15 protein-coding genes are annotated in these 17,330 nt (G+C 56.9%); 6 read left to right on the top strand and 9 right to left on the bottom strand.

What is annotated here, in order from left to right; all coding sequences use genetic code 11:
• Positions 1-106: 106 nt before the first annotated feature.
• Positions 107-889, top strand: coding sequence for an acyl-CoA dehydratase activase (locus M0Q23_01850; GenBank protein MCK9527393.1), 783 nt, complete (start codon positions 107-109; stop codon positions 887-889).
• A gap of 481 nt (positions 890-1,370) precedes the next feature.
• On the opposite strand, the gene epmA is transcribed toward M0Q23_01850, so the two are convergent.
• Together epmA and efp are read right to left on the bottom strand one after the other, a co-directional pair.
• A complete protein-coding gene (gene epmA, locus M0Q23_01855) occupies positions 1,371-2,318 on the bottom strand; it encodes an EF-P lysine aminoacylase EpmA (GenBank protein ID MCK9527394.1) in 948 nt (315 codons plus the stop codon).
• An 8-nt stretch (positions 2,319-2,326) separates the two neighbouring features.
• On the bottom strand, positions 2,327-2,890 hold the full coding sequence (gene efp, locus M0Q23_01860) for an elongation factor P (GenBank protein MCK9527395.1): 564 nt from the start codon (positions 2,888-2,890) through the stop codon (positions 2,327-2,329).
• Positions 2,891-3,510: 620 nt separating this feature from the next.
• Here efp and M0Q23_01865 point away from each other — a divergent pair.
• Both M0Q23_01865 and M0Q23_01870 read left to right on the top strand, forming a co-directional pair.
• Positions 3,511-4,920, top strand: coding sequence for a CoA-binding protein (locus M0Q23_01865; protein ID MCK9527396.1), 1,410 nt, complete (start codon positions 3,511-3,513; stop codon positions 4,918-4,920).
• 70 nt (positions 4,921-4,990) lie between these two features.
• Positions 4,991-6,187 (top strand): NAD(P)-binding domain-containing protein, encoded by a 1,197-nt coding sequence (locus tag M0Q23_01870; GenBank protein MCK9527397.1) that lies wholly within the window; start codon positions 4,991-4,993, stop codon positions 6,185-6,187.
• Here the strand turns inward: M0Q23_01870 and M0Q23_01875 are convergent.
• Positions 6,177-7,022: a hypothetical protein gene (locus tag M0Q23_01875; protein ID MCK9527398.1), complete on the bottom strand. Its 846-nt coding sequence runs from the start codon at positions 7,020-7,022 to the stop codon at positions 6,177-6,179. The two genes, M0Q23_01870 and M0Q23_01875, sit on opposite strands and share 11 nt — an antisense overlap.
• Positions 7,019-7,915 carry an HAD family hydrolase gene (locus tag M0Q23_01880; protein ID MCK9527399.1) on the bottom strand — a complete coding sequence of 299 codons (897 nt, stop codon included), beginning with the start codon at positions 7,913-7,915 and terminating at the stop codon, positions 7,019-7,021. Before M0Q23_01880 ends, M0Q23_01875 begins: the two co-directional genes overlap by 4 nt.
• Positions 7,916-8,403: 488 nt before the next feature.
• Between M0Q23_01880 and coaE the strand changes: the two genes are divergently transcribed.
• Both coaE and M0Q23_01890 read left to right on the top strand, forming a co-directional pair.
• The gene (coaE, locus tag M0Q23_01885) at positions 8,404-9,021 is read left to right on the top strand and encodes a dephospho-CoA kinase (protein ID MCK9527400.1); all 618 of its coding nucleotides are present in this window, start codon (positions 8,404-8,406) and stop codon (positions 9,019-9,021) included.
• Complete coding sequence (locus tag M0Q23_01890) at positions 9,014-9,637, top strand: carbonic anhydrase (protein ID MCK9527401.1); 624 nt, start codon at positions 9,014-9,016, stop codon at positions 9,635-9,637. The genes coaE and M0Q23_01890 overlap by 8 nt, the downstream gene beginning before the upstream one ends.
• Before the next feature lie 155 nt (positions 9,638-9,792).
• Here the strand turns inward: M0Q23_01890 and M0Q23_01895 are convergent, their stop codons facing one another.
• Genes M0Q23_01895 through M0Q23_01905 form a run of 3 tightly spaced genes read right to left on the bottom strand, consistent with a single transcriptional unit; the run spans position 9,793 to position 12,644 of the window.
• Positions 9,793-10,311, bottom strand: a complete 519-nt coding sequence (locus M0Q23_01895; GenBank protein ID MCK9527402.1) for a hypothetical protein — start codon at positions 10,309-10,311, stop codon at positions 9,793-9,795.
• A gap of 24 nt (positions 10,312-10,335) precedes the next feature.
• The gene (locus tag M0Q23_01900) at positions 10,336-11,511 is read right to left on the bottom strand and encodes a PilT/PilU family type 4a pilus ATPase (GenBank protein ID MCK9527403.1); all 1,176 of its coding nucleotides are present in this window, start codon (positions 11,509-11,511) and stop codon (positions 10,336-10,338) included.
• 50 nt (positions 11,512-11,561) lie between these two features.
• The gene (locus M0Q23_01905; protein MCK9527404.1) at positions 11,562-12,644 is read right to left on the bottom strand and encodes a type IV pilus twitching motility protein PilT; all 1,083 of its coding nucleotides are present in this window, start codon (positions 12,642-12,644) and stop codon (positions 11,562-11,564) included.
• 275 nt (positions 12,645-12,919) lie between these two features.
• On the opposite strand from M0Q23_01905, the gene M0Q23_01910 reads away from it, so the two are divergent.
• Positions 12,920-14,434: a DUF4301 family protein gene (locus tag M0Q23_01910; protein ID MCK9527405.1), complete on the top strand. Its 1,515-nt coding sequence runs from the start codon at positions 12,920-12,922 to the stop codon at positions 14,432-14,434.
• A gap of 65 nt (positions 14,435-14,499) precedes the next feature.
• On the opposite strand, the gene M0Q23_01915 is transcribed toward M0Q23_01910, so the two are convergent.
• Entirely contained in the window at positions 14,500-15,492 is a 993-nt protein-coding gene (locus M0Q23_01915; GenBank protein ID MCK9527406.1) for a tRNA 4-thiouridine(8) synthase ThiI, read from the bottom strand.
• 2 nt (positions 15,493-15,494) lie between these two features.
• Positions 15,495-17,156 (bottom strand): LysM peptidoglycan-binding domain-containing protein, encoded by a 1,662-nt coding sequence (locus M0Q23_01920; GenBank protein ID MCK9527407.1) that lies wholly within the window; start codon positions 17,154-17,156, stop codon positions 15,495-15,497.
• Positions 17,157-17,330 lie beyond the last annotated feature (174 nt).

Below are 17,330 nucleotides of genomic sequence, written 5' to 3' on the forward strand. Positions count from 1 at the left end.
CTCAGTGACGGAGGCCGGAGCGCAATCGAGCATCCGGCTCTCGTACCGGAGGCATGCCTCCGGTACCATTTCACGAAGCCGTCATGGTTGAAGGAGAGAGGCGACTGTGACCATCTGCGCGGCGGGAATCGACGTTGGATCCATTACCACCAAGGCGGCCGTCATCAGCACGGAGGGTCTCCTGGGAACGGCGATTGTTTTTACGGGATACAACACCGCCGACGCCGCTCAACGGGTCTTCGACAGGGTGCTTCTGGATTGTTCCCTCGTCCCGTCGGATATCGCGGCCGTCGTCTCCACGGGCTACGGCCGCAACAGCGTTTCCTTCACCGGGAAGGCAATAACGGAGATCATCTGCCACGGTACCGGCGCACATTATCTCAATCCGGCCATCCGTTCCGTCGTCGATGTGGGAGGACAGGACAGTAAGGCGCTGATTCTCAACGGAGAAGGACGCACCACGGACTTTGCCATGAATGACAAGTGCGCCGCCGGTACGGGCCGTTTCCTGGAGGTCATGGCCCGGGCACTGGAGGTCGATCTGGACGATTTCGGACTGCTTTCACTCCAGTCGGCGGAGCCTTCCCGTATCAGCAGCATCTGCACCGTGTTCGCCGAATCTGAAGTTATATCGCTTATCTCCGGGGGCGAAAAAAGGGAGGACATCATCGCCGGCATCCATGAATCCGCGGCGGCCCGGGTGGCGGCCCTGGCCCATCGTGTGGGCGTCCGCCCGCCTCTCATGATGACCGGGGGGGTCGCGCGGAATGCGGGAATCGTGGCGGCCCTGGAGCGAAAACTGGACATGGCCGTGGAGGTTTCTCCCCGGGCCCAGCTGGCGGGCGCCATCGGAGCGGCGGTGCTTGCCCTGAAGAACGTGATGGAATAACGGCACCCCGGACGGGCGAACCGGGGCATGCGGACGTTCCTTCGCCACACACTACAACGCTACAACCCTTGCAACACCATCGATCGTGCCCTTTCGACCGCTCTCCGCCTCACCTCGACGGCCACTCTCCGTTATTTCAACCGCTTCCCACCGTCATTTCGACCGTCCCTCGCCGTCGGTCAGACCGCCCAGTACCGTTAGTCCAAACGCCCCTTGCCGTCGGTCAGACCGTCCATTGCCGCGTTAGTCCGACCGCCCATTACCGTCATTTCGACCGAAGGGAGAAATCTTTCACAGTAACGTCGGAAAAGAAAGATTTCTCGTCGCTTCGCTCCTCGAAATGACGGAATATAAACGCTCATCGAAATAACAGGATATAAACGCTCATCGAAATGACGGGTTTTAAGCTCTCCCCACGATGACGGGACTTGAACGCTCATCGAAATGACAGGGCATTGAATAGTCTTCGGAATGACGGAACTCAAGGCCTCTCACGTTGCCCGAGAAGCTCCTCCGGTGTAAAGGTCACCACCTCATCGATGGTGGCGACGCCGCTGAACAGCATCGCCAGCCGGTCCACGCCCAGGGCGATGCCCGCCGACTCGGGCATATGGGAAAGCGAGGCGAGGAACCGCCGGGGTTCGGGGTAAGCGTCCTGTCCCCGTTCTTTTCTCGCATGTTGCTCCTCCTCGAAGCGTCGCCGCTGTTCCCCGGCATCGTTCAGTTCCGAAAAGCCGTTGGCGAGTTCTATCCCGTCGAGATAGAGCTCGCATCGCTCCGTCAGGGTTCCGTCGCCGTCTTTTCTTCGTGCCAGCGAACCCAGCGACACCGGGTAGTCATAGAGAAAGGTCGGCCTGTCCCGGCCAAGGTTCGGTTCAATCTCCCCGGTGAGAACCTCCTCGAAACAGTCGCGGTCCAGGCACTCCCGGAGGGACAATGAGCCATAACGGCGAAAGGCATCCGACAGATCCAGGCGCTCCCAGGGTTTTTCCAGAGAGAGGGTCCGCCCGTCCCGGAGCGGTATTCCTTCGTTCATGCCGAGCCGGCGGGCTGTGTAGATGATGAGATCTTCGCACCGGTCCATGAGGCCGCGGTAGTCGGCCCCGGCCTCGTACCATTCAAGCATGGTAAATTCGGGGAGATGCAGCCCGCCCCGTTCACCCCGACGAAAACATTTCGATATCTGAAACAGGCGTGAATAACCGGCCGCCAGAAGCCGCTTCATGCAGAGTTCCGGTGATGTCTGAAGGAAGTACTTACCCGAGCGAACGGCGTCGATGTGGGATTCGGGGGCCAATTCGGGAACGCGCAGGGGAGTTTCAACTTCCAGGAATTCACTGGTGACAAAAAAGAGGCGGATGGTCTGGATCATGGCGGCCCGGATTCGCAGTGCCCGCTCCTTCTTCGCCAGGCGCCATCGTTCATCCATCGGGCAGGTCATTCCTTGACGCGGGTGACGTATTCTCCCGTTCTTGTATCGATCCTGATTTTTTCGCCCTCCTCAACAAAGGGGGGCACCTGGAGCTGGTACCCCGTCTCCACGGTCGCGGGCTTTGAATTCCCCGCCGCCGTGTCGCCCCTTACCCAGGGGTCCGCCTTTGTCACCAGGAGATCCACGAAGTTGGGAAGGGTGATTCCCAGTGGTTTTTCTCCGAAGAACAGAACATCCGCGTCGATATTTTCCACCATGAACTGCGCCGCGTCCCCCACCTGTTCAAGAGAGAGAAACACCTGTTCATAGTTTTCCGTATCCATAAAACAGTATTTGTTTTCTTCACGGTACAGGAACTGCATCTTTTTTTCCACCAGATGGGCGGGTTCGAAGGTGTCCACTGACCGGAAGGTCCGTTCAAACTGGGAACCCGTAACCATGTTTTTCAGTTTGCACCGATACAGCGCCTGGCCCTTCCCCGGTTTGACAAACTGAAAATCCGTAACGATATAGGGCTCGCCGTCGATCTGGATTTTGAGGTTCTTTCTGAGGTCGCTCGCCTCGTACATAGGCTGTACTCTCCCCTGTCTATACTACCCCTCCAGCCGGCGGATGCCGGCCGGGAACGGCACCGTGCCACACTCCGCTGTTTCCCCGGACAGAACGGACCCTCGGCACCCCCTGCGATGGGGTGGGACCGTTGAAGTGTGTCATCTCGAGAAGCACTCCGGGCGCCGTCATTTCGAGGAACGTTCAAAACCCCGTCATTTCGAGGAACGCTTATATCCCTTCATTCCGAGGAGCGTTTATATTCCGTCATTTCGAGGAGCGAAGCGACGAGAAATCTTTCTTTTCCGACGTCCCTGCGGAAGATTTCTCCCTTCGGTCGGAATGACGGCAAGGAGCGGTCGAAATGACGCACCGGACAGTCTTTCAAGGATCCCGGGTCATGCCCCCGGGGATTCTCTTGTTGCACGGTACCAAGAGCAGGACTCCTTGTAGTGCATTTGCTCCGTCAAGTCAAAACAATTGTATCCCTCGCCGCAGAAGTACCTCCCGACCGGGGGGAAAAGCCCCGACGAGCTTTTTTGTTGACTAACGACGTCTTTCTGATACAAGTGGGAGCTCGTCGCAGGGGGCTTCGACCCCCGCGCACCTCCTTCGACAGAACAGTACGAGAATAGGCGCAATGAACCTGGACAGACTTTTTTACCCCCGAAGCGTGGCCGTCATAGGAGCGTCGGCTGGTTCCGGCGGCGGCAGAATACCCTACCTTCAAGTTCTTCAGCTCACGGGATACCAGGGATCCCTGTACCCCGTCAATCCCAAGTACAAGGAGATAAGCTGCCTGCCCGTCTATTCATCCATCGACGAACTTCCCGACGGTGTCGATCTGACTATCGTCGCCACGCCGATTCACCAATCCCTTGACATCCTGCGGTCCGCGGTCCGCAAAAAGTTCAAGTTCATTCACTTCTTTACATCCGGCTTCGGAGAGACGGGAAACCGGAAGCTCGAGGATGAGTTGGTTGCCGAAGCCCGGCGTGGGGGCGTCCGCATTATCGGCCCCAATTGTATCGGAGTCCACTGCACGGAATCACGGCTTTCATTCGGCCACATGCCCCAGGAAACTTCTCCTGGATCGGTTGCATTCCTGGCGCAATCGGGAGGGATAACATCCAGCTTCATGAGCATGGCCCTGGCAAGAAAAACCTGGATTAACAAAGTGGTGTCCTACGGAAACCAAGCCGACCTGACCGTGGAGGATTACATCGAATACTTCGCCCAGGACCCCGGCATCAAGCTTATCGCCTGCTATATCGAGGATATAAAAAACCACTCGCGGTTCCTGTCCGTTCTTCGCCGGACAACGGCCACAAAGCCGGTCATTATTCTCAAGGGCGGAACGACCGATCATGGATCGAAGGCCGCTGCCAGCCACACGGGCGCCATGGCCTCCAATAACACTATCTGGGCCGCGGCTGCCCGTCAGCACGGCGCCATACTGGTAGACAATCTCGAACGCATGATGAGCCTGGTCATGCTGGGAACGACGGACCGGGTCCCAGCGGGCAATCGGGTCGGGTTTCTGGGGGCCGGTGGTGGGGTCGCGGTACTTTTTGCCGACATGGCGATTAACGCCGGCCTGCTCATGCCCGAATTGCAGGCAAAAACACAGGAGCGGATCCTCGAAAGAATTCGGGACGTCAACACGTCCACCACGAACCCTGTCGATCTGGGCGCCTTCGGTTTTGACCTGGCCATCATGTCCCATACCATGAAAGCCCTCGACGACGATGAGGAAATCGATATTATCATCCCTTATTTTTCAGTTGATTACATCGCCCAAGCCGAAGCCATCCTCAATGTCACCAACAGCGAAAAGACGATCCTTGAAATGGCCGGGGATATAAAAAAGCCCGTTATTCCCATACTGATGCGTTTTACCGACGACAATCTCGACATCGAGCGGATCCGGATATCGACCTACTCAACCCTGCGAGAGGCGGGATTCCCCGTGTTCCCCAACATTCAGGAGGCGGTTTATACCCTGCGGAGTTTTTTCTGGTGGCTTGACCGGCGGGAGAATATCCGATAGTATTCACGGTTATCGCTATCGGTCCGGCAGGAATCGCGGCCATCCATGAACAAAGCTGCAGAAGGATTCAATGAAAGATCTTGACCCCTCACGGATCGGAATCATCGGCCCGGGCAGGCTCGGCACCGCCTTCGCCTACAAGTTCGGTCGCGACGGCAAAAAAATCCAGATATACCATCACGACATAGAACTCTGCCGCGCCATCAACAGGGACCACCTCAACCCGAGGCATTTCACTGAAAGTCTTGCCGACATACTGGGCGGACTGGATGCCGTTCCCCGTCTCTCGGATGACGTGACGGCCACGAATGATCTTGAGGAGTTCGTGCAGACCAACGACTACATTCTCCTGTCCGTCACGATGAACCGCCTTCCGGAGTTGATGAATTACCTGCGTCCCCTCATAGCCCGGAAAGAAGGCGGGACCTGCCTCATATCGCCCATCAAGGGACTGGCTTCGGACGAAAAGACGAGGGAACTCATTACACCCTCACAACTTATCCACAGCCGTCTGGCCGATCTGAAACAAAAATATGTGCTGGTCTCCGTCGGCGGCCCTTTCTTCGATGTGGATATCGCTCTCGGAAACCCCACCTGCCTGTCGGTGGCCGGCGGGAAACACGCGGCCATCACCGTCATGCGACTACTTAAGGTGAACCGGCGCGAACTGAACGCCTATTACAACTATGACTCCGTGGGCATCGAGGCATGCGGCGCGCTGAAAAACGTGGTGGCCAATCTCAAGGGCGCCACGGATCAACTCGATATGGGACGCTCCATCGGCGGAACGATTTTCGCCCGGGCAGGAGTTGAGATCAGGTCGTTGACAAAGCTTCTGGGGGGAAGTTTTCAGGCTTTCCACAGCCAGGCAGGCGTGGGAGACCTGTACATAACGGTTTCTTCCCTTGCCAGCAAAAATTATCGCTACGGGAAGTATTTCTATGAATTCTACACGGGGAATCCTATCGAAACGAGTCTCGCCGCTCTCAAGAAAATCGACGGCACCCCCGAAGGTCCCAACACCATCCGGAACGTTCACCGCTACCTGGAAAAAAAGAATATGTACAGCCCGATTTTCCGCTCTGCCTACGCGATATTCAACGAAGGGGACAGTAAGGAAGCCATCAGGGAACAGATCATCGAGGCGTGCCAGTTCGACCGCCGTACCAGGGAATACATAGGTCCCTTTTCCCGGGCACTGTACCGCGTCATCCCGAACCTGTGGTACCGGAGAGAAAGCGGATTCCTCTCCAGGATCATCTTGTGACCAGCCGGTCCTCGATTTCCTTCAGGTCCGCCTCGTAGATCGCCAGGCGTTCGAGGTCCCCCGTAAAAGCCATGTCCCGTGAAATCGCCTTCAGATGCACCGCGATGTCGATTCCCAGAGAATTTTTCATCTTCCGGTCCGCGAGATCGACCATGAACAGTGAATAGCAGCGGACAAGGAAGGCCGTTTTTGAATCCCGCCGCGCCAGGTATGACCGCCCGCCAAGAGTGGCAAGGAAAAACCCTCCATAGTGGTACAGGGCCTCGAGTGACGTCTTCGCCTCCGGCTCCGGCTGTTCCATGTCGAGGATCAGCCACCGGTACACAAGGGCGGCAAGAACTTCCGTTTTGTCCCGTTCCCGCGCAAGAATTTCCGCCGCCAGCAGGGTATCGTTTTTCCCAAGAACCCGGAAGAAATGATACAGGTTCGCCGCGAGGCGGGTCATGTCCTGTGTCTCGCCCATAACGAGAGGCGGCGCCTCCGAGAGTCTGCCGATGGCCGACAGGAACCGGGCACGGGTGCCCTCGGTGACGGCGTATTTTCCGACATAGTCCTGTTCGTCGAGGTACTCGCAGAAGCTCTTGAGCTGGTTCGAGTAATGGAGATACTCGCTCCGGGCGGATTCACCGTCGTCATGGACGGCAGGCGTTTCTTGAGGGATCGCCTGGTCCTGATCCCGATCCTTTCGTAACTCTCCGCGGACAAGGGGCTCCTCTTGGCGGGTCTGAACTCCCGCGGGGATAGTTTTGTCTTCCTCAAGGTAGAAAAACAGGCCTGCCGCCACAAGAATACCGGCAGCAACGATCAGAACCACGATAGCTGTCTTTTTCTTCATTGTTCCTCACTCCCCTGCCGACCGTCCCGGTACCAGTTGTCGTCCGCCAGTTGCATGAGCGTCGTGATTATCATGTCGGGACGGGCGCCTCGACACAGGTCTTCATGTTCCCTGAGGTTCAGTGAACGGGCATCGCCTGCAAAGAGTACCGTCTGAAAGCCCGCCTCGCCGGCGGGAAGGATGTCTTTGAGCATGTCATTGCCTATAAACAGCACCTCCCGGGGCACAATTCCCTCGCCCTTCAGGATTCCGGCGGCGGCCCTGAACGCCTTCGGAGAGGGTTTCCCGTAGCCCATCTCGTAGGAGAAAAATATCAGGTCCTTTCTGAACCCGAGTTCTTCGGGACCGGCTCCCAGGTACGACGAAAAAAGGATGGGTGTGTAGAATTGCGCGTTTGATATGATCCCCATGGTCAGTCCCCGCTTCTTCAGGAAGGAAAGAAGATCAGCCAGGCCGGGCATGGGGAAGACGGGATTGACGATGAGTTCAAACTCAAGGGCGAACCGTCGAATCACGTTGCAATCGTCCGTTTCCAGGACATCCCCCCATATGTCTTCTATGACCACCTCGGGCGCCTCGATCCCCTGACGGACCTGGCGATCTTTTTCCTGCTCGATGTGATCAAAAAACCGGTTCACCATGACCCGAACCGGCAGTGACAGGCCGTGACGCCGGCGAAGGCCGTCAAGCTCGCCGGTCCGTGCCTCGGCCTCCTCCCGCGCGCCTCCTATATCGCCGGCCCTGCTGACGAAGAGTGTTCCATAGACATCAAACAGCAGCGCCCTGACCGGAAACTTCGGTGAACCTTTCGGCTCGAGCGGTGTCGGAACGGGATCGACCGGTTGTGAATAGCGCTGAACCAGTTTTTCGTGCGTCGTGAATTGTTGCGTCATACCGTCACGCGTCTTTCAGCTGTCGTCTCTCACCTGGCGGCGCCTCGATCGCCGCCGTTTCACGCTTCCGAGACCCCGGCGGAGCTTCCGGAAGGCTGCCCGTGAGGATTTTTTAAAAAACATGTCCTTCCCCCGCCGTGAGGGATCAGCTCTTCGGCGTATGGCATTACATCATCCACGGGTCGCAAAGGCCTGTCAAACAAAAAGTGCACTATTGGTCCGCCGCGACGGGAACCCGGCACGTTTTCCAATTGATGGATCGGGTCCGTTGTGGTAGAGACGATCCATGTTTGACGACTTCGTACAATGGTACCGGAGGCATGCCTCCGGCGTTGTAAATAACCGGATGCTTGATTGCGCTCCGGCCTTCGTCACTGCGGCGTACCTCACAACACGCCTCATTCCTCGGGATGAGCACGCCGTGCCTCAAGGAGCTTTGTACAAAGCCGTCCTCTATCAGACGTTTTTCCACTTTTTACGAGTTCATCATGTTTAATGTAGGGCTCACAGGCGGCATCGGGACGGGAAAATCGACGGTAGCCCTGTTGTTCGAGAAATACGGCGCCCGCATGATTGATTTCGACCTGCTCGCGCACCGGGTCCAGGAGTCGGGCACACCGGTATGGCATGACATCGTTGCCCACTTCGGCACGGAGATTCTCGATGAAGGCGGCCGAATAGACCGCAGGAAACTGGGTGCCGTCGTCTTTGCCGACACGTCGCGGCTCGAGCGTCTGAACAGCATTATCCACCCCGTCCTGTTCGATGAATGGCTCAACCTGCTTCGGACAATAGAAAACGAGGAGCCCGATGCCATCGTAGTGTCGGAAATACCCCTTCTGATCGAGGGCGGGTGGCACAGCCTTTTCGATGTAACGGTTCTTGTGTGGGCTTCGCCGGAGCGGCAGATCGAACGGGTCATGGCTCGAAACGCTCTGACCCGGAAGGAGGCGGAAGACCGCCTGGCGGCCCAGATGAACATCAACGACAAAATTCCCCTCGTTGATCATGTCATCGACAATGACGGGGATTTCGACAGAACACAACGAGAATTTGAACGTGTCTGGAATGTCATCGTATCACTGAAGGAGGCCCGCAATGATTGAATCCAATGTAAAAACAAGCTTCAGCTCAACTGTTTCCAGCCCCCGCATCGATCCTTCCAGCTATGTACACCCCCTGGCGGCTGTTATCGGAAACGTGGAACTGGGCAAGAACATCATGGTGGCCCCCGGGGCTGCGGTCCGGGGGGATGAGGGTCAACCGCTCTACGTGGGCGATGACTCGAACATCCAGGATGGTGTGGTTATTCATGCCCTGGAAACGGAAATGGATGAACGTCCCATCGAAGCGAACCTCATCGAGATCGAGGGCAGACACTATGCCGTCCACGTCGGTCGTTCAGTATCGTTGGCCCACCAGGTCCAGATTCACGGGCCTGCCGCCGTGGGAGACAACAGTTTCATAGGGATGAAAAGCCTTGTTTTCAGGGCCCGTGTCGGCAGAGGCTGCGTGATCGAGCCCGGCGCCATCATCATGGGAGTCAGCGTTCCCGATGGCCGCTATGTTCCCGCCGGGATGGTCCTCCGGGACCAGAAGGAGGCCGATGCCCTGCCGGTCATCACGGATGACTATCCCTTGAAAAATCTGAACCCGGGCGTGATTCATGTGAACACGGAGCTTGCCCGGGAATATGTAAAGAGGAGAAATCTTTCACGATGACGATAGCAGGGAAAGTTTTCTCGTCGCTTCGCTCCTCGAAATGACGAGGCTTGTGGTGCCCCCCGGAATGAGGGCTCCTTGAAGGCGCCTCGAAATGACATGATTCAGGGATCCGTACTACCGGTCGAGCCGCCCGGATCATTGCCGGAGGACCCTCAGGAACGCCCCGCGATCTGGGCCATGGTCTCTCTGAAAACGTGGTAGAAAGCCCTGTTGTCGGCAACGCCCCGCTTTATGATGGTACCGATATCTCCCATGTTCTCGCTGTTGATGGTGATGTTGACGCTCCGGTTAAAAGCGGTCATGTCATCGAGGGTTCGAAAACGGGTACCGACCAGGGCAACGAATATTTTTCTTCTCACCTGCATGTTGAGCTCCGCCAGGTAGGCAAGCACCGCGTTCGCGTCCGGATCCGGGCTGTCAAAGGTTTCGTTGATAATGACAACATTAAAGGTGTGGTAGCGCATCTGTTTAAGCGCTTCCTGTGCCGTGGCGGCCGCCCGAACGAGGTAGCCCGATTCCTGTAATTGCGCCTGAGCCTTTGATTTCAGGGGCTCGTCGGGCTCACAGAGCAACGCCGTCTGTTGCCCCTCTTCGATAAAATCGAAGGGCTTGTCGGCGGCGTCATAGTCCTGGGATGTCAGTTCATCAAGTAGGGTCTGCTGGTCGCTCATGGCCTTCTCCTTCTCCCGTGGATCTTACCACTTTCTGTTGCCCCGTCCGTAATCCCTGTCGACTGTCAGGCCTTCTATACCCGTTGTCGCCTCGCCCCGTTTCGCCTTGATCGCGTCGATTCCCCTGCTGACGACGCCTCTTGTCGTGGCGTACGCCAGGGCTGTTTCTTCTGTGATGTTGTCCTCCTCGAAAAGGCGAATGATGTAGTCGTCGAAGGTAATCATTCCAAAGGCCCTGCCGGCCTCGATAATCTCGCGGAAGGTCTTTCCTTCCGATTCCCCGTGCAGTATGGTGTCCTTCACCCGGAGATTGGATCCCATGATTTCGAAGGCCGCGACCCGACCTCCGCCTTTCCTGGGAAGCAGTCGCTGGCATACGATCCAGCGCACTGTGTCGGCAAGCCTGATGCGGATCTGGTTCTCTTCTTCCGTGGAAAACATACCCAGAATCCTGTTAATGGTCTGTCCCGCGTCAACCGTGTGGAGGGTGCTGAGAACCAGGTGCCCCGTCTCCGCCGCGCCGAGACCGATTTCAACGGTTTCCCGGTCGCGCATTTCACCCACCAGGATAACCTTGGGCGCCTGCCGGAGAGCCGCCCTCAGGCCGTTGGCAAAACTGTCGAAATCGGTGCCCAACTCCCGCTGGTTGAATGTGGCTTGCTTGCTTTCATGCTGGAATTCCACGGGATCCTCGAGTGTAATGATGTGTATGGACTTCTCCTCGTTGAAATCGTTGAGAAGCGCCGCCAGCGATGTCGACTTTCCGCTTCCCGTGGCCCCCGTCACCAGAATAAAACCGTTCCTTTCCTGTGACATCTTTTCAAAGGCATCGGGAAGGTTCAACTGTTGACGCGTGGGAATTTGGGTTTCAAGTTTCCGCAATACAATCGAGTAGTTACCCCTCTGAGAAAAAATATTGACCCTGAACCGGGCCTTTCCCGGTAGTCCGTAGGAGGAATCGCATGAACCCTGTTTGATCAGGAACTCCGTGAGCCGCCGATCCTGGTTGATCAGGTTGAGGGCCATGATTTCCGTCTGAAAAGGAGTGAGCTTCCTGAATTCGGGGTCCATGTCCACGGCGATAAGTTCACCGTGACTTTCCACCTGGAAAGGTTTCCCCACGGTAATGTTCAGGTCGGACACGCTTTTCCGGGAATCAAGCATCTTGTTGAGTATGTAGTCTATTTCCTGTTTTTTCATGACCTGCACCTCTCATCGCTGGTCCGTGGGCATCTCGTGCCGTGTGACGCTCAAACCTCCGTAAAGTCAGTGGGCGGCGTTTTCAGAAAAGGCCTGAACCTGGCCTTGTCGTTGGACTTGGTGTAGGCTTCATCGGCGCTGATCCAGCCCTTTTGAAGAAGCTCGAAGATGGCGTCGTCCAGCATCAGCATACCGTATTTCCGGCCCGTCTGAATCATGGAGGGAATCTGGAAGGTCTTCGACTCCCGTATGAGGTTTCGGACTGCCGGAGTGGCGATGAGAATTTCCATAGCGGCGACCCGGCCTTTCTTGTCGATGCGTCTGAAAAGCACCTGGGCGATGACGGCCCGTATGCCGTCGGCCAGGGTGGACCGTATCTGGGCCTGCTGATTCGCCGGGAACACTTCGATAACACGGTCCAGAGTTTTGGCGGCACTCGTCGTGTGCAGGGTACCGAAAACCAGGTGCCCTGTGGAAGCAGCTTCAACGGCCAGCGAGATAGTCTCCAGGTCTCTCATTTCACCGACCAGGATGATGTCGGGATCCTCGCGAAGAGCGCCTCTGAGGGCAGCGGAGAAGGACTTGGTGTGAACGCCCACTTCCCGATGATTCACAATGCAGTTCTTGCTCTGGTGAACGAATTCTATAGGATCCTCAATGGTGATGATGTGATCCTTCCTCGTCCTGTTCACCTCATCTATAATGGCCGCCAGGGTCGTGGATTTTCCACTGCCCGTGGGTCCCGTTACCAGAACCAGCCCCCGGGGCAGGGAGGCGAGCTTCTTGATGACCGGGGGAAGGCCCAGTTGATCGGCGGTCATGATTGTGCTGGGAATTTCCCGAAAGACGGCGCCGATGCCGTATTTCTGTTGAAAAAAGTTGGCCCGGTAACGGGCAAGCTCCGGTATTTCATAGGCAAAATCGATATCTCCCGTTTCCTCGAACTGTTTTATCTTGTGTTCCGGCGTGATTTCGTAGAGCAGTGCCTTCAGGGAATCGTTTTCAAGCACATTGTACTTGATGCGCTCCATCTCTCCTCGAATGCGTATCACCGGCTGCTGCCCCGATACCAGATGAAGGTCGGAAGCTCCCTGTTCATTCATGAGCTTGAAAAAAGCGTCAATCTGTGCCATGGTGGGTCTCCTGTCTCTTGATTACTGTGGAAAAACGGTGGTTTGACTTGTTTCCCCTAATTCATTATACTGCGTCCGCCGGAGGAAACGCGGGTGGCGGTGAATGTGCCTTGACTATAGAAAATCGGCAGTGAATTTGTCAAGAACCAAGACATGACGGCTTCGTAAAAAGAACCGGCTGCGGCGTTGCGAAGCCGCCATGAATCTCACATTTTTCGAAGCCGGCAGGCCGTGACGGGAATTAAAGCGACGAAACGGGGAGGTTCTGATCGCTCATGGAAGGCATCCTCTTCAGCGGCACTGACAGGGAAGTCATCAAAAACCAGGGCATGACCGAAGAAGAGGTACTGCGGCAGATTAAACGTCTGAAACGGGGGCCCCGGCCCCTTTCGCTTAACAGACCCTGTTCTCCGGGGGACGGAATACTGACGATCGGAGACTCCTCTTTCAAGGCCCTGACAGACGCATACAACGAGGCCTGCTCACGGGGACGGGTCATGAAGTTTATTCCCGCCTCGGGAGCGGCCAGCAGGATGTTCGAGAACTGGTTCCGCCTGCTCTCCGGCGACGATGGGGAAGAGAAACGACGATTCATGGAAGAGCTTCCACGGTACCCCTTTTACAGGGCTCTCGAGGCGGCCATGAAAGAGTCTCTCCGGGAGGAACCCTCCGGCGGCGACGGGTGCAGCCGGGCACTCGATTTCATCCTCACCCGCCGGGGGCTCTCCTACGGCGAGTTGCCCAAAGCACTCATCATTTTTCATGATTACGGTGATGAGTTCCGCACGGCCCTGGAGGAACAGATGGTGGAGGCGGCCCTTCACACGGCCGACGATCACGGCCTGTGCCGACTTCACCTGACCCTGTCACCGGAACACCTCCGGACCGTCGGGGACCATCTGGACCGGATACTCGCCCGGCTTCAGAGGCGATTACAGCTGTCTTTCCAGGTTGACCTCTCCGTTCAGCATCCCTCCACGGACACCATCGCCCTGACCATGGATAACGAACTTTTCAGGGACGATTCGGGTTCCCTGATCTTCCGTCCCGGGGGACACGGGGCACTGCTTAAAAACCTGAACGAACTTGACGGTGATATCGTATACATCAAGAACATCGACAACATAACACCCGACCGCATCAAAACCGAAACGGTGATCTGGAAGAAACTCCTGGGCGGGTATCTGCTTGTCCTCCAGAAACAGGCCGCTTCATACCTGGACATGCTCGATGGTGGGGAGTGGAGCCCTTCGGACCTTGCACGCATGGAGGATTTTTGCCGGCTCGAGCTGTCCCTCAGACCCCCGGCCGCCTTTGACGGATTCACCGCGGAAGAAAAAGCGGACTACTTGTTCTGCAAACTGGACCGTCCCTTCCGGATCTGCGGCATGGTGAAAAATGAAGGGGAACCCGGTGGAGGACCCTTCTGGGTTAACGGAAACGACGGCTCTCAGTCTCTCCAGGTGGTGGAGAAAAACCAGATCGACACCGGCTCCGAAGAGCAGGTATCCATCTGGAATGCCGCGACGCACTTCAATCCCGTCGATCTTGTCTGCGGTCTCAGGGATTACCGGGGAAATCCCTTCGATCTGTACGGCTTCAGCGATGGCGAATCTTTCATGGTTTCGGAGAAATCCCACCAGGGACGTTCCTTGAAGGCCTGTGAGCATCCCGGCCTCTGGAACGGAGCCATGGCCTGCTGGAACACGGTGTTCGTGGAGGTTCCCCTGTCCACTTTCGCCCCCGTCAAGACCGTCGAGGATCTTCTCAGGCCCGAACATCGTGCCTGAGGGGTGAACCAGGCCTCATCGGCCCGTCGGTACCGGGTGATAGTCCACCGCCACGGTCTGCCCCTTCACCTTACCGGAACGGGCCGTTCTATCATCAGGGAACGTACCTGTTCCCGCCGTGCCGCCCGCGTCATAATGCTTCGCGTCATCCCCCGGCGGCTCACCACCGCCTCAACAGGGATATCATCGGGCGCGTCACTGTAGAAGGCACAGATCGCGGCGGCCGCTCGGGTGGTCTTCCCGTCGCCGCCACCGGGAATGATTACCAGGGGCCCAGGAACACCGGGGATATTCACGATGCTGTCGCCCGGTTCGGCAAGCCGTTCTATCATCTCGTTTTCAGACTTGTTTCTCCCAACGACAATCTTCACGTCGTCGCCGATTCTCAGGTGTCTCCCAACCTTGAGAAGTTCGATGTTCCTGATGGACGGGTGTTCTTCCCTGTCGAAAAGATCTCTCAGCCTGTGGGAAAAGACGGGGTCCGTGAGGAGACATCCGCCTGCCGGGTTTGAATAGGATGACAGGTCATAGTGTTTCGCCAGGGCTATCTGGCGTTTCCGGCCCCTGCCCCGGATATCGAGCAGGCGCTTCCGGTCCACTTTCCCCTTGATTTCAGGAATGGTTTCAGGCAAAAGCAACGCGCTCAGGGGCCGCAGTATGTACCCTTCGAGCCCCGACAATTTTGCAACAAGCCTGAGCGATTGGCCGGTCTGCGACTTGGAACGCTGCCCCAGGACCTCCCCTGTAAACAGAAAGTCCGCTTCCTCTCCCGCCATAAGCCCGCCGGCCATTTCAAGCATCAGGGCATGACAGTCAATGCAGGGGTTCATGTTTTTGCCATAGCCATAGCGGGGCGCCTTGAGCATCGCCAGATGTTTTTCCGTACAATCGATGACTTTAAGAGGAAGATTGATCGCTTCCGCCGCATTCCGAGCTTTTTTGGCACCGAAAAAAGGAGTTTCAAAGGCAATGCCGATGATCTCGATATCCTGGTCTTGCAGGACTTTCACGGCAAGTACGCTGTCCAGGCCTCCCGAAAACAGACCGATCGCCTTCACGCTCAATAGACAACCACCTCTACGTTCCACCGCTCTTTCAGCAAACGGTACAGATCGACATCGAAATCATCTTCGACGAACAGAATGGAGCCTTCGCCACCCCCAAGGCGCAGAGCTCGACATTGTACCCGCTCTCCTCTCGCCTCCCCTTCTCCGGACAGGTGGAAGACCGGCCTGTCCTCCCTGAGGGGCAGATCCAGCAGGGACGCGATCGACCTGATCATGGCCTGTTTTCCCGCTGCATCCGAAAGACTTACGATCGAGATGCCCTGTTGTTCAAGGATATCCTGAAATTGGAGAAGGGTCTCCCGCGCCGTGACGACAATCCGCCTGCCGGACGCCTCCAGCAGCAGTTCGGCCTCCACGGTGAGATTGAAGCCGTCCCGATCCACACTGTAGACACTGACCGGAACATCCCGCCGAGGGGCATAGCCCAGCATCCCGATGAAATCTTCCGCCGCCGCTACCGCGTCCCCGGCCAGGCGCGCCGGCGGCGACGACCCGCCGCAGACCGTAGCCGCCAGAGGGCCTTCACCTTCGAGCAGTTCGATGACTTCTATGCCCTGCCTGGCGATAAAGCTCTTCAAAGGGGGTGGAAGTGATTCACCGTCGTCACGAAGAAGCCTGATGCCCAGGGTGTTGATTGGCGCCGGAAGACCGACCCGGCCGACAGGAATCAGGACATCGAAAAAAACCGTTGCCTCGGAGGAACCCGTACCGATGCGCACCAAACGGCCTCGTGTCTCATACCCGTCTTCCGCGCCCCTGGTCCGAACCACCTCGTCAAGCGCGACCTGGAGCATATCTCCACCCATTCCCGAGAGGATGTGGAAGGTATTCCACCGAGCCTCCAGTGTCTCAGCGACTGCGGGGGGAATCCTGCCGTCACGGTCCAGCATGATCCTCGTCCCGTCGGAAAATTCAACCACGGGGACAACGGAGCAATCCACTGTCATATACCCCGGTCGCAGGGGAATGTAGTAGTGGCCGTCATCGATACCCTCGCCTCCGAACACGGCAAGAAGGTCTCTCAAAAAGGCGTAGAGCCCTTCCTTCGACAGGGTGAATGAAGCGAGTTTTCCCGTCGGAACCCTCTGCCGTGCCATGGGAAGGATTACCGTCTGACCGGGGTAAATCCTGTTCAGGTCCTTTATGTGCGGGTTGGCGGCCGCGAGAACGGCACGGTAGTTCATGGCGTCACCGAAGGAAATGCCCAGCTGTCTTTTCAGTATGGACGAAATCGTGTCTCCGGACTTGACGATATACTCGCCGGCCCCCCGTTTCTGTTCGTTCCCCGGTATCGATAGCCTATCCGGCTCGTGTCCGGCGGAGCTTCCGGAGGCATCAGCCCCGTCACGAACGGGAAGCACCAGGAGCTGGCCGACAGATAGAACGTCCGGGTTGTCGATGCCGGGATTCAACGCCTGTATTTCACCGAGCAGCTTCATTGACTCCGTCAATGACAGAGACAGCTCTTTCATGACGATTTTAACAAGCCAATCCCCCTTCTGGACTTCATAGACCCCGGTCTTCCGGGGATGGTGAGAAGGCCGGGAAAAGGACAGTGTCACCGTCTCCTCGGAATAAAAGGATGATGAAGGAACGATACTCCCCGCAAGAAAAAGGGCGATCAGCAACGCCGGAAGAAGACGACCCTGTATCATGGAGCCACCAGCAATTCCCGTTACCGGAACGGCCTGCCCCGGTGAAGAAAAAGATAGGTTGATTCCCCGCTTTTGCGTATGCTAGCCCAGCGACCGGGCAAAGTCAAACGGGAAGGGCGCTCCTATTCTTGAGTTGCAAAGACGGAACAACTGATATACATTCCCCTCCATGCG

This window comes from Syntrophales bacterium (genome assembly GCA_023228425.1).
Classification (GTDB): Bacteria; Desulfobacterota; Syntrophia; order Syntrophales; family UBA2210; genus MLS-D.